Genomic DNA, 14472 nt, shown 5'->3' with positions numbered 1-14472 from the left:
CGCGCTTACGGGGCGAGGTCGGGCAATTCGTAAACCTCGATCAACGCCTCGCCCGTCGCACCCAGCACGCCCATGGCCTGCGCCGTGTAAGTGCCTTCGGGCAGGGTGACGATGATCGCCGCATCCTTGCTGCCGCTGGCGAATGCGAACGCACCCGCCGTCGCTGCGCTTCCCGAAATCTCGCTGGCGCTGACCGCCGGGTAGGCCCCGGCGACCGTCACCGGCGTTTCCCAATTGTCGTTGCGCGCGATTTCGACGTTGGACGCGTTGTAGAGCGAAAGCACGGGATCGGTGACCGCATCCGCGACGCCCAAACCGGTCAGGGCCGGTCCGGCCACGCGCACCAGCATGCGACGCGTCCCGGTGCCGTGGATCACGAAGCCTCCAATCACGACGCCTTCACCGGACGAGATCGTCGCCCGCGTGGACAAGTTGACGAGGCGCGTCGTATCGCCCGCGATGGCGGCCGAATCATAGATTTCTGCGAGCGCGATGCCATCGCTGCCGAGGCCGGTCGAGGTGTGGACGGTGTAAGCGCCCGGATTGAGCGTCACAACGGTCGCCGCATCGGCGCTGCCGGTATCAAACGGGAAAGCGCCGAGTTGCGCGAAGACCGTGCTCAGGCCGTTGCTGCTATCCCACGCGGCGGCGCTGAGCACCACAGCCCCCGAAGCAGTGTGCACCGTGAAGCGGGGTGCCGAAGCCGGTTGCTGCACGCCGTAATGCGCCAGCGCCGGACCCGCAGCCCGCACCAACACGCTGCGCGCGGTGCTGCCGGTGATGACGAAACCGCTGATGGCCGGTGCGCCGCTGCCGGTCAGGCCCACCCGCGCCGAGAGGTTCACCAGCCGCGCCGCCGTGCTGGCGGCCGGGGTCGATACAATCAACGTGAGCGTGGCGCTCGCCGTGCCGTTCGCGTTGGTCGCGGTGAGATTGACGGTGAACGTGCCCGTTTGCGTCGCCTGGCCGGAGATCAAACCGGTCGCCGGGTCGATGGTCAGGCCCGCGGGCAATCCCGTCGCCGCATAAGTCGTCGGCGAATTCGAGGCTTTGATGCCGTAGAAGAACGCCGTGCCGGTCGCGGCGTTGACGGTCGTGGGACTGGAGATCGCCGGCACGCCCGCGGTGTAAAACTCCTGCGCGCTTTGCAGCAGACCGGAAGAGGTGTTTGGCCCGGTGAGCGTGACGCCGCGCGCCCGAATGAACACGTCAGCCCCATTCGCGAGCGACAATCCACTGAGCTGCCAGTTGCTCGTCGTGCCCACGCGCGTGGCGGTGCCGAGGGGGGTCCACGACTGGCCATCGGGCGCCGTTTCAAATTCCACCCCCGCCAATTCTGGCGAAGCACCGGAGCGCACCCAGGTGACCGTGCCAATATCCGCGCTCAGCTCAAGGTGCTGCGCGGCCGTGCCGCCGAGGAAGATGCGCGCAATGTTGAAGCGCGGCTGACCGTCAACGGTTTCAAAATTTCCGCCGATGACCACGCGGCCATCCGACTCCGGCACAAACGCTGTGACCTGCCCGGCGCCGCTCGTGCTGAACGTGGTGTCGAACGAACCATCCGCGTTGAGCCGCGCGAAATACGGCACCGCGGCGCCGCTGATTTCCGTCACGCTCGTGCCCGACACCAGGATGTGTCCGTCGGCCTGCACGGCGATCGATTGGATGATGCCATTGGGATCCGCTGTAAAGGTGCCGTCCAGCGTGCCGTCCGCATTGAGTCGCGCGATATAGTTGCGCGCACCGCCGGCGATCTGCGTGAACCCGCCGCCAACCAGGATCTTGCCGTCGGCCTGAATCGCGATCGCGTCAACATGGCTGTTGGGCAGCGGATTGAAGGACGCATCCAAGGCACCCGTCGCAGACACGCGGGCGAGGTAACTGCGCAGCGTGCCATGCACCGTGGTGAAGATACCGCCGAGCAAAAGTTGTCCATCCGCCTGCGGGGCGAACGCGGTCACCGGTCCGTTGACCGCGGCATCGAATGAGCCGTCGAGGGCGCCCGCGGCGCTCAACCGGGCGACATAGCTGCGAGTGCCCCCGCCGATGGCGGAAAATTGACCGCCCACCAGCAGGCTGCCGTCGGGCTGGCGGAGCAACGCCTGCACCTCGCCGTCGGGATTGGGCGCGAACGAAGGATCGATCGATCCATCGGCGTTGACCAAGGCGAGGCGAATGGCGGCGACGTTGTTCAGCGCCGTGAATGCGCCGCCCGCCAGGACGGACTCCTCCGCTTCGATCGCGGAAAACCCGCCACCGACCACGTAGTTGCCATCAGCCGCGATCGTGAGGGCGTTAACCGAGCCATTGTAGCTCGGCGTGAAAGTCGTATCGAGAGCGCCCGTCGGTTTCAGCCGGGCGATCCGCGCCCGCGCCACGGCCACCGTCGCGTCGTTGGGCAGCACAGTGGTGAACGCGCCACCCACGAGAATATTGCCGTCCGAGGTCAACGCGATCGCCTGCACATTGCTGTTGAAGACCGTGCCGAGTGTCGGATCGATGCGGCCGTCGGTCCCGAGCCGCGCGAAGTGCGCGCGAGACACCGGAGCGCTCGTATCCGCATAGATCGTGGTAAACGCGCCGCCGATCAGGATGAGCCCATCCGGCTGCACCGTGATGGCGTAAACTTCAGCGTTCGGCGCGGGGTTGAAATCAGAGTCGATCGTGCCGTCGGTTTTGAGGCGGATGAGGTGCAGGCGGTCGACGGGCGTGTTCACTCCCACCGGTTGCACGGTGCCATACGAACCACCGACCAGGGCCTTGCCATCGGACTGCAGCGCCACGGCCGTGACGGCGTTGTTGAAAATGACGTTGTAGGCGGTGTCGAGGGTGCCGTCGGCGTTGAGTCGCGCCAGATAACCGCGATCCGTCGCCGTCGCCGCTCCCGTGCCCTGCACGGTCGTGAACGCGCCGCCGATGAGGATCTTGCCGTCGGATTGCACCGCCAACGTCAGCACCGCTCCGTTGGTGCTCGGATTGAACGATGTGTCGATTGAGCCGTCGGCGTTGAGTCGAGCCAGGTTGGCGTGGGCGTTGCTGTTGACGGTGGCGAAGTTGCCCGCGATCAGGATGCGGCCATCCGATTGCACCGCGACGGCATACACCGGTCCCGAAACCGTCGGCGTGAACGTGGCGCTCAGGCCGCCGGTGGACGTGACTTTCGCGACATTCGTGCCCGGGCTGCCATCGCCGCGGGAGAACGATCCGCCGAGCACTATCGTGCCGTCGGGCAGGCGCGCGCTCGAACTGACTGCGCCCGAGAGCAACGATTTGGCCGCAGCGTCGGCCAAGGGCGTGCCGTCGCTCTGCAGCCAGGAGACCGCCCCGGTCGGCGCGGTGGCGCCGGCGACGATGGCGAGCGCGTTGACCGGCCCGTTGGGTGCCGGGTTAAAGGCGAGATCAGGCGTGCCGTCGTAGTTGAAACGCGCGAGGTTCGGGCTCAAGGAGCCGTTGAGATTGCTGAACGAGCCGCCCGCCACGATGCGATCGGTGAGACCGATCGCGAGCGCGTTGATCTGCACTTGGGTGCGGTCGGCCCGGCCGAGCAGGAAGGTTTGGTCGAGGCTGCCATCCGCGTTCAATCGCACCAGATGGGTTTGCGGCGTGGTCGCGCCACCGACGCCCACGCTGACAAAGTCGCCCGTGATGACGATCTTCTGGTCGGCTTGGACCAAGACGGAGGTAACGGCGTCATACGGCCGGTAGCTCGGATTCAGGTTGAGCGTCGTATCGAGCGAACCGTCCGCATTGAGGCGCGCAAAAAAATTGCGGGCGGTGGGAGCAGCGGCGCCATTGGGCTGGAAAAGCGTGAAGGTGCCGCCGACCAGAATTTTCGAGCCTTGCAACGCGAGGGTCAGAACCGGATCGCTGACATTGGGATCAAAGTCGGGATCAACTTTTCCGTCGGTCGTGATGCGCGCGAGGTGATGGCGTTCGACCAAGGTCTGGCCCAGCGGCTGGATTTGCGTGAACGCGCCGCCGATGACGACCTTGCCGTCGCTCTGCACCACCAAGGCGTTGACCTGACTAGTGGCGTGCACGATGTAGTTTCCGTCGACCGTGCCGTCGGCATTGAGCCGCGCCAGATAGTAACGGGCGTAAACGGTTTTCACATTCGGCTGCACCGTCGTGAAAGCGCCGCCGATCATGATCTTCCCGTCCGACTGCACGGCTATCGTCAGCACCGCGCCGTTGGGCTCGGGATCGAAGTTCTTGTCCACCGAGCCATCGGCATTCAGCCGGGCGAGGTAGTAGCGCAGCGTCGATTCCGTGTCGCCTTTGGGTTGGATCGTCGTGAACAAGCCACCGAACAGAACCTTGCCGTCGCTCTGCAACGCGATCGAGTTGACGCTACCGGTGGGGTTGGGCGCGAACGTCGTGTCCAGCGTGCCATCCACGTTGAGACGCACGAAGTAGGCGGCGTTGGTCCCGTTGGTCGCGGTAAACGTCCCGCCGACCAGAATCTTGCCGTCTGATTGCACGCTGAGCGCCTGCACCGTGCCGTTGAAAGTAGGGTTGAACGTGCCGTCCACCGAGCCGTCGATGTTCAGCCGCGCGAGGCGGAAATGCGTGAAGCCGCCGATGCTCACAAACGTGCCGCCGATCACGAGTTTTCCGTCCGCTTGCTGCGCCGTCGTGAGAATCCGACCGGCAAGGTCGGAGGAAAACGGCACGTCCGCGGATCCGTCGTTCGCCACGCGGGCCACGCGGTTCACCGGGACCGCCGCATACAGGCTGCCGACGCGCAACTGCGTGAAATTGCCGCCCAGTACGATGCGACCGTCGCTCTCCACCACGATCGTGTTCACCACGTAGTTGGCGCTCGGATCAAAGTTGATGTCCACCGAGCCGTCGTAGTTCACGCGGGCGACGAAATTGCGCGTCACCACCGCGCTGAGATTATTTGGCACGAGGCCGGAGAACGTGCCGCCAATCAGCGCGCGACCATCGGATTCGAGCGTGATCGTGTTAACGTTTCCGTTGGGCGACGGGTTGTAACTGCTGTCGACATCGCCGGCCGGCGTCAGGCGGCCGAGATGCGGGCGGCTGGAGACCACGCCGGTGAGCGCCGGCGTGAACTGCGTAAACGTGCCGCCCACCAAAATCGCGCCGTTGGGCTGCACCACAATGGCGTTGACCGCGTTGTTCGCGTTGGGATCGAACGACGTGTCGAGGGAGCCATCGGCATTGAAGCGCGCGATGCGATTACGCACGGTCGCGGTGGCGGCGCCGTTGGGCTGCACCGTCGTGAAACCACCGCCGACCAAAATCTTGCCGTCGTTTTGCACCGCGATCGCGTTGACGACGCTGTTGGGATTCGGATCGAACGAGGCATCGACCGAACCATCCGTGTTCAAACGCACCAGCCGGCGGTGCGGCGCCGTGTCGCCCGGCATCACCGGCAGCGCCAGCGCCCCGAGTAGAATCTGGCCGTTGGCCTGAAGCGCGAGCGCGTTGACCGTCAGCACGGCGTTGCCGCCGACCGTGGGATCGAACGTCGCGTCGACGGAGCCATCCGCTTGCAAACGCACCACGCGATTGCACGTCGTGGCCGCCGCCGCCCCAGCCGGCTGCACCGACGTGAACCGACCACCCACCACGATCTTGCCATCGGGCTGCAGGAGCAGCGTCGTGACGGCATCGTTGACGTTGGGATTGAACGATAGATCCACCGTCCCGTCGCGATTAAACCGCGCCAGATTATTCCGGTCCACCGGTGCCGCCGTGTAGGTGCGCACTTGGGTAAATTGCCCGCCGATGATCAACTTGCCGTCGTTCTGCCGGACGATGATGTTGACGACGCCATTGATGTCCGGCTCGAAGCCGTCGAACGTCACGGATGAAGCCTGGGCACGCCCCGTCGTTCCCAAGGCGGCGAGAAAAGCCAGGCCCAAGAAGCCAACGCGATACATCCAAGACCGGCACAACAGAGATATCATAGGAAAAAGCAGAAAACGAACCTATCAGCTCTGACGCTGGCGGAGAAGCCTAGAGAAGCGCAAGCCGCTAGAATGCCCCGCGCCGCGAGCGCAATCGGCGGCACAGAGGCGGATAAAATCATCCCGCGTATGAGCGTGCCGCCTGCCCGGGGTTCCGCAAAAACGCCGTCGCCTTTTCGGCGCGGAACCGGCCTGGCGCCCGTCACGGCCCTGCCCACCGCCTGCGCGCGATCGGCGCAGGCGGTTCCCTTCCGCCACAACCGCCGGCCGCGAACCGCCGGCGCTTGGCTGTTTGGCAACGCGTCCGCTTAGAAGTGGTAAGCCACTCCCAGCGAATACTCGCGCTGGTCGCGGTCGTGGCGCACGGCGTCGTATTGCACCTTCGCCACCGCACTCCACTCCCGCGTCAACCGGTAAGCCACCTTGGCCCCCAGATCGATTTGATTGGCGTTGAAACCCGTGGCCCGACGGAACTCCACAAACGGCGCCACGCTCAAGCGCGGAGCCACGGCGAATTCCACGCCGCTGCCGACGTGAAACGCGAACGAGTCGGTCGAGGCGCCGCCGCCTCGCGCCCACACCCAGCCCGCGCCCGCTTCGACAAACGGCTTGCCCCAGCTATACGCCTGATAGGCCGTCACGCCGCCTTCGAGCTGCTGCTGCGTCAGATGCACGCCCTGCACGCCCGCGCGCAGCCAGTCGTAGTTCACGTTCAAGTCGAGGCCCGCGCGCAGCGGCTGGTTAAACGCCGCTGTCAACCCGCGCGCCGCCGAAGGCGACGAGCCGTCGAGATCGACGTAATTCCAGCCGATCGCCGTGTAACCCTTGCCGAGCAGCCCGGCGGAGAGTTCGCTGGTCGGCACCGGCGGCGCCAAATCCGCGTTTTGCGCGAATGCACCCGTCGCGAGGCCCAACGAGCCCGCCGCGATCAAGCCGAAGATTTTCCAATTGGTTTTCTGTTTAGTCATGATGTCAGTTTGTTCAGCGCCACGCCGGAAAGCCGGAATGGCGGGGCCGGTTGGACCCCCAAATCACCGGTTGTTCCGTCACGAAAAGTTGCGGAGAATTTTCCTCGCTCCGGGAACCTTCTCCGCCCGCGCCGCGACTTGCGAAACGCGCGCTTCCGCGCCACCGTCCGCTCCACCATGATCCTCAAATTCTTCCGCGTCGCCCTCCCCCTCGCCTTCGCCATGATCTTCTCCTCCGCTCACGCCGCTCCCGCCAAGGTCGGCGATCCCGCACCCGACGTCACCGGCACCACCGAGACCGGCGCCTCCCTCGATTTCGCGACCGTGTATAAGCAACAGCCCTACACCCTCGTCTATTTTTTCCCCAAGGCCGACACCGCCGGTTGCACCGCCCAAGGCTGCTCGCTGCGCGATGCGTATGAGAAGCTCACCAAGAAGGGCGTCGCCGTCATCGGCGTGAGCCACGACGACGTCGCCGCGCAAAAGGCGTTCAAGGACAAGAACCACTTTCCGTTCACGCTCATCGCTGATCCCGACAACACCGTCATCAAAGCCTTCGGCGTGCCGACGTATCCGATGTCCGCGATGGCCAAGCGCCAGGCGTATCTCATCAAAGACGGCAAGATCGTCTGGGCCGATTACTCCGCCTCCACCGATCGCCAGGCCGCCGATGTCTTGAAGGTCATCGACGCTCAAGGGACCGAGTAAACCGCCGCTGGCGCGTTTCGCTCTCGCGCCCCGCGCCGGCTACAAATCTTCGTCGCGCGCGGGCGCCAGCAGCGTCGCTCCCGGATCCGCCCGCACGCGCTCCAGCCAGTCCGCCATCAGCGGCTGCCGCTCCAGCCACGCCCGCGGCCACGGCGCCGCCACCAGATCGATCACGTGCAACGCCCCCTCCGCGCCGCGCACGAAGTTCCTCGCATGGAGATCCGCGACGAGAAACGCCTGCCCGCGGAGAAAAAACAGCCGCGGATGATCGCGGTTCGCCCGCAGAAAACGCGACGGGATTTCAATCAACCCCGCCGGCAGCACGCGGGAGACATCCTCGCCCTGGGGCAGCGGCTCGCCCAGCACTTGCTTCGCCACCAGCACGCCTTCGGTCGTTACCCCGATCACCTCCGTCGCCATCCCGTCGAGCGCGTGGATGAGGAGCAGTTTCTCCAGCAACGCGCGGTAATCCCCCAGCGTCGCCTCCGCCAGCAGCGTGGACTCTTCTCCGGCTTGGAAACCAAACGCACTGCCGATCCTGCGCAGCTCCCGCGGCAGAAAAAATTTATACACCGAGCCGCCATCCGCCGGCGCGAGAAACGCCCACGCTTCCACCCCGCCGCCGATGCGCCGCAACTGCTCGTTCGGTTCCTCCAGCGGATTTTCCGCACCCGCGGCGAAACCGAAATCCGCCAGCTCCCGCAACGGCAGCAACTCGCGGAAATGGTGAATCGCCGCACCCAGCGCCGCCCATTCTCCGCCCGCCCCTTCGAGCAGGCTTACTTCGTCGTCGGCGAGGAGGACGAGATCGCCGTCCGAATCCGTTCCGACACCGCATTGGGCTGCCGCCGCGCCGAGGCGAGCGAGCGCTTCCAGTCGTCGCTCGTGATCGTGTTGAAGAGCGGCGCGTTGCTCCGCGCCGGGGCCGACGTCGCCGCGGATGCAGGTGGGTTTTCCAGTGAAGTGGTCTTGCATGCGTCGCTCATGCCGGGAGGTTCGCCGGTTAACGTGGGAAATCAAAAGGGAATTGCCCACATCTTATTCGCGCCCGCTTTTCCGCCCCCCAAGCCACCAGCCGCCGCCTACTTGAGATTCGCCCGCATTTTTTCCAACCCCGGCGTGCCCGCCGTCAAATGCCCGTGCGCCGGATCGAAATACGGCACGAGCGAGCGCTGGTGCCGCCCCACGAGAATCGCAAAAAGATAACCCTCATAACCCGGCGCCGTGACCGTCGGATGATAACCCCGGTCCACAAGGTAGGTGTCGCCGTGGCGCGTCATGGCCGCCGTCGACGTCCCGTCGGGTTCGTAAATCAGTTGGGCGCCGAAACCTGTCTCCGGCCGGAAGCGATAGTGATAAATCTCCTCGAAATCCGTCTCTTCCGGCGGACGTTCCGTATCGTGCTTGTGCGGCGGCACGCCGGACCAGCAACCCGCGGCGGGATAAATTTCGCACACCTGCAGGTTGCACGTGCGCTCGCGTGCGTTGTGCCCGAGCACGTGAAAGAGACTTCGCCGCGTGTGCGTCTCCAGCGAGCCCACGTCCACCCGCTCGACTTCCGCGGGCGGCAGATGAAACGGCGCGCGGGGTTGCCGGCAGATGCCGCCCGCGACCGCGACTTCCGTGCCGTCCCGCAACGCCCGCACGGTCGCCCGCGCGCTCGTTCCGCAATAAACCGAATCCGCCGGCCCTGACCACACATCCGCGCGTTCGCCGATGCCGCCGAACGTCTGCCCGCCCGCCGCGATTTCCGCGCGCCCGCTCAACACCACGCAGATCGTCTCGCAATCCGCCGCTTCATAGGTGTGCGACTGCCCCGCCGCGAGCCGGATCAAGTTGAAGTAACTCAACGTGGCCCCGTGGCGCCCCGGGGTGATCAATGGTTCGTTCCGATTGTCCTGCGCGCGAATGATCCGAGGCATGATTTCGCAACGTGGAACTCCCCTCTCGTTTCGCAAACGCGTTTTGCCGCTCCGCCCTTCGCCGCCCTCGCCGCTCCCGCCGGCGTTCGCCGACCCAGCAACGCAGCCGCGGCGCGCGCCAACGTCAGCCGCCGCCGACTTCGCGCACGATGGCCGCCATCGCTTCGCTTTCACGCTCGATGCTCCGCACCAGCGCGAATTGCGTGCGCGTGCGGACCAGGTTGTGCCGCGGATGCTTGATTTTGTAATACGTGTCGCCCTGCAGGAAATCCGTCAAAAAACGAAGCCCGTTTTCGTAGGTCATCAGCTTCCCCGCGAAACCGAGGTGCGCGCGCTCCGTGGCATTGAGCACCGCCCCCACCTCCGATCCCAGATAACCCTCCACCAGCGCCCGAAACAACGGCAGCCGCACGTGCATGTTGCCCGCCTCGGGATCGTCTTCCCACGTCGAACTCGCCGACGTGCGCACCATCTCGCCGAAATCGTAGAGCGGCAGCCCCGGCATGATGGTGTCGAGATCGATCACCGCCACGGCCTGACCCGTCGTGTCACCCAGCATCACGTTGTTGATCTTCGTGTCGTTGTGCGTCACGCGCTCCGCCATCTCGCCCTTCGCCAGCAGGGCGAGCAGCACGTCTGCATCCGCTTCGCGCGCCAACGCGAACTCGATCTCCGCCGCCACGTCCTTCGCCCGCCCCGCGCGATCCTCCGCGATCGCGACCCGCAACGCCTCGAACCGGCTGCGCGTGTGGTGGAAATGAGGGATCGTCTCGTGCAGCCGCCCGCCCGGCAGATCCGCGAGCTGCGCCTGAAATTCGCCAAACGCCCGCGCCGCCTCCCGCGCTTGCGCCTCGTTCGTCACGCGATCCACCGTGTGCGCGCCTTCAATAAAATCGTAGCACCGCCAGAACTCGCCCGTCGCGCTCTGTACAAACGCCGCCCCGCTCACCGCCGGCACCAGGCGCAACGTCTCCCCCGCCGCCTGCTCGCCTTTCGCCGCCCGCACTTTCGCGCGCACATGCTCCGTCACCCGCCGCACGTTTTCCATCAACGCCGGCACGTTCTTGAAGATGTGGTGATTCACTTTCTGCAACACGTAGCGCCGGCCCCGCCCGCCTTCCGCCGCCACCGCCACGTAGGTCTCGTTGATGTGCCCGTTGCCAAACGGCCCCGCCGATGCCAGCTCCCCGCGCACGGCAAACTGACGGAAAATTTCAGGGAAATCAGGAGAGACCGGCGCGTGGCTCATGCGGTAAACGACATTACAACCGAAAGCGGACGTCCCGGCGCGAGCGTTTTCGCGCGCGAAAATTCCTTCCTCGCCCCTCCGATCGCGAGCCGCCGCACGCTCAGCCTCCCGCCCCCCGCGCGCACCGTCACGCGCAGCGCCCGCCGCCCCGGCACAAGGGCCACTTCCCCCCACGCTCCGCCCGCCGCCCACGGCCAGCGCACGCCTTTCTTCGGCGCCTGAAATGCCAGCTCGCCCAACCGCGCATCGTAGAAAAATCCCGTCAGCGCCGGCACGAGGCCCCAACTCGCCAGCGCCCGCGCGTAGTGGTGACCGCACTCCGCCTCGTCGAACGGATTGCGTTTCCGCCCATCGTAACGCGCGCGGATGTCGCGCACCACCCGCACCGCCTCGGCCTCCCGCCCTTCCTGCGCTAGGTGCACCGCCACGCAGTATTCGAACCCCGTCATCACCTCCGTGAAATACGGAAACGGCCGCGCCGGCCGCCCCCCGCGCGGATACGTCGCCATCACCAACGCCGTCTCCTCCCCAAGCACAAAACTGCGCATGTGATTAAAGTGATCCGCGAACCCGCGCCGCCGGTTGTGCCGCAACACCGCCGTCAACGCCCGCCGCTCCTGCGCCGCCTCCAGCACATGCCCCAACCGCTCGAAATGCGCGTTCGGTTGCCCCGCGAGCTGGTCGATCAGACACCCCGCACCGAGCTGAAAGTCCGGCGCCGCCGCATTCTTCCCGCCCATTCCCACCACCAGCCCGGCCCGCACGTTCTTCCAGTCGCCCGCCGGACGCACCTCCTGCTCGAAATATTCGCCGTTGAACAAATGCTCCGCCACCCACGCGCGCCCTCGCTCGAACAACCCCCGGCATTTCTCCGCGAATTCCTCCTCGCCCAACGCCCGCGCCATCGCCTCCGCCGCGCGCAACGCCGCCAGATACCACGACGCCATTTGCGGATTCGGCCCGAAATACTCCACGTCCATCGTGTTGTGCTGGCAGCCCTCCATCACGCCGTCCTGATCCGCGTCCCACGAACCAGGCAGCCACGCAAACTCCAGGGCCTTGCGCGCCCCCGGCCACTGCGTCCGCAACCACGCCGTGTCGCCCGACAAGCGCCACTCGCGGTGCAGTTTCACGAGGCACCCCATCTGCCCATCCGCCGCCGCGACCGCCGTCTCCGCCGCCGGCGCCAAGGGCAGCGCCACGCGAAACGACATCAATCCGTCCGCCCGCAACGCAGACGCCGAAAACTCCGTCTCCCGCATCGAGCGCGCGAGGTCCGGCCACAACAGCGCCGTCGCGTGCTCGTAATTCCACACATGCGTGCAACTCCCGTGACAACTCCCGTGCCGGTCGAAAATTCCCTCCCAACCGAAGAACCGTCCGTCCTCCGTGCGGAAACACGTCTGCGACCGCAGCGTCGATAAATTGAACAGCGCCGCCTCGCGCACCACCGCCGGCAAATTGCTCTCCACCACGCTCCGCACAAACGCCACGGTCTCGCGCTCCAGCCCCGGCCACGCCGCCGCCGCGTGCTCCGCCGCCGCCCACGCATCGGCAAATTTCGCCGCGTAAAAATTCCCCACGCGCGGCCCGTCGCCTTTCGGTCCATGGCCCCACGCCGGCCGGTTCGGAAAATGCCACGCCACTAAAAACTCCACCGTGCGCTCGCTCCGCGCCGGCACGTTCACCTCCACCGCGAGCGACGCGTTCGGCGAGTCCGCCGCCGCCGCCCGCTCTTCCAGCCGCCCGTCCGCGGCAAAGTCATCCCAGAATTCCAGCAACGCATCGCTCCAACCGCCCTCCGCCCACGCCGTGCGATGCGTCACCCCGCGGCGCGCCGTTGTCCCCAGCGCCAGCGTGCCCCACGCCGGATGCGCCGGCGCCACGCCTTCCGAACGCAGCGCCACGCCGCGCAACGCCCGCGTGTCCCGCCACACGTTGCGGTTTTTGACTGCGCCCGTCGGCTGCAAATTCCCGCGAAATTCATCCAGCTCCAACGCGAACCCATCCGCGCCGATGAAGTTCGGCAGCGCCGCGCACACCGCCGCGGCCACCGGCGCGCGACCTTCGTTGTGCAACCGCACCCGCACCAGCGCCACCGGCAGTCCGCTGCGCTCGCTGTCGCCCGGAATCAGCGGATTAAACGCCTCCAGCGTCACTGCCAGCGGCACCGCCGCGTCGCGCAGCCGCACGCACCCCAGCGGATACGCCGCTTCGAAGGTCGCCGTGCGAAACCGCGGCAGGCCCGCATTCGCCCGCGGCGCGCCTTCCGCGCCTTCGTATTCGCCGAACGGCAACGGCCCTTCGAGCACCCGCGCGACCGCCGCCTCGCCTTTGCGCTGCGCTCGCACCGCGAAAAACGGCCCGCTCCGCCCTTCGCCCAGCGGCGTAAAACCCTTCGCCGGCCGGTTGGCCACCTCCCAATGCCGCCACGCGCCCCACCCGCACAGCGACACCGTCCCCGTCCCGATGCCGCCCACCGGCATCGCCACCCGCGCAAGCTTCTCGCCCGTGTAAGTCTTCAACACCGGCCACCCAAGCGCGTTGGTTTTCATGAATTGAAAATGTGCGGGCAATCATCCGCGGACCCACGCCCGCTCCGTTCGGTCGCTGGACGTTTTTCCGTGACGAATAACCCTCAGAACAACTTCGCCGGATACGTGCCCGCCGCGACCAGCGCCGCGATCGCCGCCATCACGCGCGGCTTGTCTTCGCGATACGTCACGCCGAACCACGCACTCTCCGTCGGCAACACCCGCACCGTCGCCTCGCCGCGCGCGATCATCGTCGACACCGCCGCCGGCAGATAAAACTCCGACTTCGCCTCGCCCCCGCGCGCCGCGAGAAACTCCCGCAGTTGCGCGTCGAGCCCTGCGAACAGCGCCGGCGTAAAACCCCAGCAGTTCATCGACACGATTTCGCTCCCGCCGTATTTCTTCCCCGCGCCCACCTCGCTCGCCAGGATGCCCGTGTGCTCCTCGATCGAGCGCAGCTTCCCGTCGTCCCCCGCCGCACAAATCCCACGCGACACCGCGCCGTGCTCCGACAACGTGTTCGCCAGCCGGAAACCCACCATCGCAAACTCCGCCGGCTCCGGCGGCGGCGCCTTGTGCCCCGACATCGGATCGAAACCATGGATCGTCGGCGACGCCGCCGGGCTGGTCAGAAACCGCCCGAGCTGCGCGAACGAATCCGCGCCGTAAAAATCATCGGCGTTGATCACCGCGAAGGGCTCCCGCACGACGTCGCGCGCGCACCACACCGCGTGCCCCGTGCCCCACGGTTTCTCCCGCCCCGCCGGCACCGCATACGCCGGGCGCCCGCTGCCGCCGGCCTCCGCCACCGGCAGCGCGTCGATCGCTTGAAACACGTAATCCACCGGCACGCGCCCCGCGTATTTCGCGCCGATCTGTTCGCGAAACAACGCCTCGAAATCCCTCCGGATCACGAACACCACGCGCCCGAATCCCGCGCGCAACGCATCGAACACCGCGTAATCGAGCACCGTCTCCCCGCCCGGCCCCACCGGATCGATTTGTTTCAGGCCGCCGTAACGCGAGCCCATGCCCGCAGCGAGAACGAGAAGCGTCGGTTGCATCCCGCGGAACACACACGCCCGCCTCCCCCAATGCAAGGCCCGCGTGTCCCCCGCGCCTTCGCCGCGCTGAGCCCGTTTTACTTTTGCC

General features: G+C 66.4%; 8 protein-coding genes. 1 reads left to right on the top strand and 7 read right to left on the bottom strand.

Going from position 1 to position 14472, the window contains the following annotated elements:
* Positions 1 to 5: 5 nt before the first annotated feature.
* Positions 6 to 5939 carry a putative Ig domain-containing protein gene (locus K0B96_RS00660; protein WP_220162661.1) on the bottom strand — a complete coding sequence of 1978 codons (5934 nt, stop codon included), beginning with the start codon at positions 5937 to 5939 and terminating at the stop codon, positions 6 to 8.
* Positions 5940 to 6247: 308 nt separating this feature from the next.
* The gene (locus K0B96_RS00655) at positions 6248 to 6907 is read right to left on the bottom strand and encodes a hypothetical protein (RefSeq protein ID WP_220162660.1); all 660 of its coding nucleotides are present in this window, start codon (positions 6905 to 6907) and stop codon (positions 6248 to 6250) included.
* 177 nt (positions 6908 to 7084) lie between these two features.
* Here K0B96_RS00655 and K0B96_RS00650 point away from each other — a divergent pair, with 177 nt between their 5' ends.
* The gene (locus K0B96_RS00650; protein ID WP_220162658.1) at positions 7085 to 7615 is read left to right on the top strand and encodes a peroxiredoxin; all 531 of its coding nucleotides are present in this window, start codon (positions 7085 to 7087) and stop codon (positions 7613 to 7615) included.
* A 39-nt stretch (positions 7616 to 7654) separates the two neighbouring features.
* On the opposite strand, the gene K0B96_RS00645 is transcribed toward K0B96_RS00650, so the two are convergent.
* The 5 genes from K0B96_RS00645 to K0B96_RS00625 all read right to left on the bottom strand — a co-directional run bounded on the left by K0B96_RS00645 (position 7655) and on the right by K0B96_RS00625 (position 14384).
* On the bottom strand, positions 7655 to 8590 hold the full coding sequence (locus K0B96_RS00645) for a hypothetical protein (RefSeq protein ID WP_220162656.1): 936 nt from the start codon (positions 8588 to 8590) through the stop codon (positions 7655 to 7657).
* Positions 8591 to 8697: 107 nt separating this feature from the next.
* Positions 8698 to 9537 (bottom strand): 5-deoxy-glucuronate isomerase, encoded by an 840-nt coding sequence (locus K0B96_RS00640; protein WP_220162654.1) that lies wholly within the window; start codon positions 9535 to 9537, stop codon positions 8698 to 8700.
* Between the two features lie 124 nt (positions 9538 to 9661).
* A complete protein-coding gene (locus K0B96_RS00635; protein WP_220162652.1) occupies positions 9662 to 10786 on the bottom strand; it encodes a phosphotransferase enzyme family protein in 1125 nt (374 codons plus the stop codon).
* On the bottom strand, positions 10783 to 13341 hold the full coding sequence (locus K0B96_RS00630) for a GH116 family glycosyl-hydrolase (RefSeq protein ID WP_220162651.1): 2559 nt from the start codon (positions 13339 to 13341) through the stop codon (positions 10783 to 10785). The genes K0B96_RS00635 and K0B96_RS00630 overlap by 4 nt, the downstream gene beginning before the upstream one ends.
* An 83-nt stretch (positions 13342 to 13424) precedes the next feature.
* Complete coding sequence (locus tag K0B96_RS00625; protein ID WP_220162649.1) at positions 13425 to 14384, bottom strand: nucleotidyltransferase family protein; 960 nt, start codon at positions 14382 to 14384, stop codon at positions 13425 to 13427.
* Positions 14385 to 14472: the final 88 nt, after the last annotated feature.

The sequence above is a fragment of the Horticoccus luteus genome, assembly GCF_019464535.1.
Classification (GTDB): Bacteria; Verrucomicrobiota; Verrucomicrobiia; order Opitutales; family Opitutaceae; genus Horticoccus; species Horticoccus luteus.
Note: the sequence above shows the minus strand (reverse complement) of the source record. Positions and strands in the feature narration are given on the sequence as shown.

Excerpts from the sequence above, each read along its gene's own strand:
- K0B96_RS00660 (WP_220162661.1), bottom strand. The coding sequence starts at position 5,939 with ATGATATCTCTGTTGTGCCGGTCTTGGATGTATCGCGTTGGCTTCTTG.
- K0B96_RS00655 (WP_220162660.1), bottom strand. The coding sequence starts at position 6,907 with ATGACTAAACAGAAAACCAATTGGAAAATCTTCGGCTTGATCGCGGCG.
- K0B96_RS00650 (WP_220162658.1), top strand. The coding sequence starts at position 7,085 with ATGATCCTCAAATTCTTCCGCGTCGCCCTCCCCCTCGCCTTCGCCATG.
- K0B96_RS00645 (WP_220162656.1), bottom strand. The coding sequence starts at position 8,590 with ATGCAAGACCACTTCACTGGAAAACCCACCTGCATCCGCGGCGACGTC.
- K0B96_RS00640 (WP_220162654.1), bottom strand. The coding sequence starts at position 9,537 with ATGCCTCGGATCATTCGCGCGCAGGACAATCGGAACGAACCATTGATC.
- K0B96_RS00635 (WP_220162652.1), bottom strand. The coding sequence starts at position 10,786 with ATGAGCCACGCGCCGGTCTCTCCTGATTTCCCTGAAATTTTCCGTCAG.
- K0B96_RS00630 (WP_220162651.1), bottom strand. The coding sequence starts at position 13,341 with ATGAAAACCAACGCGCTTGGGTGGCCGGTGTTGAAGACTTACACGGGC.
- K0B96_RS00625 (WP_220162649.1), bottom strand. The coding sequence starts at position 14,384 with ATGCAACCGACGCTTCTCGTTCTCGCTGCGGGCATGGGCTCGCGTTAC.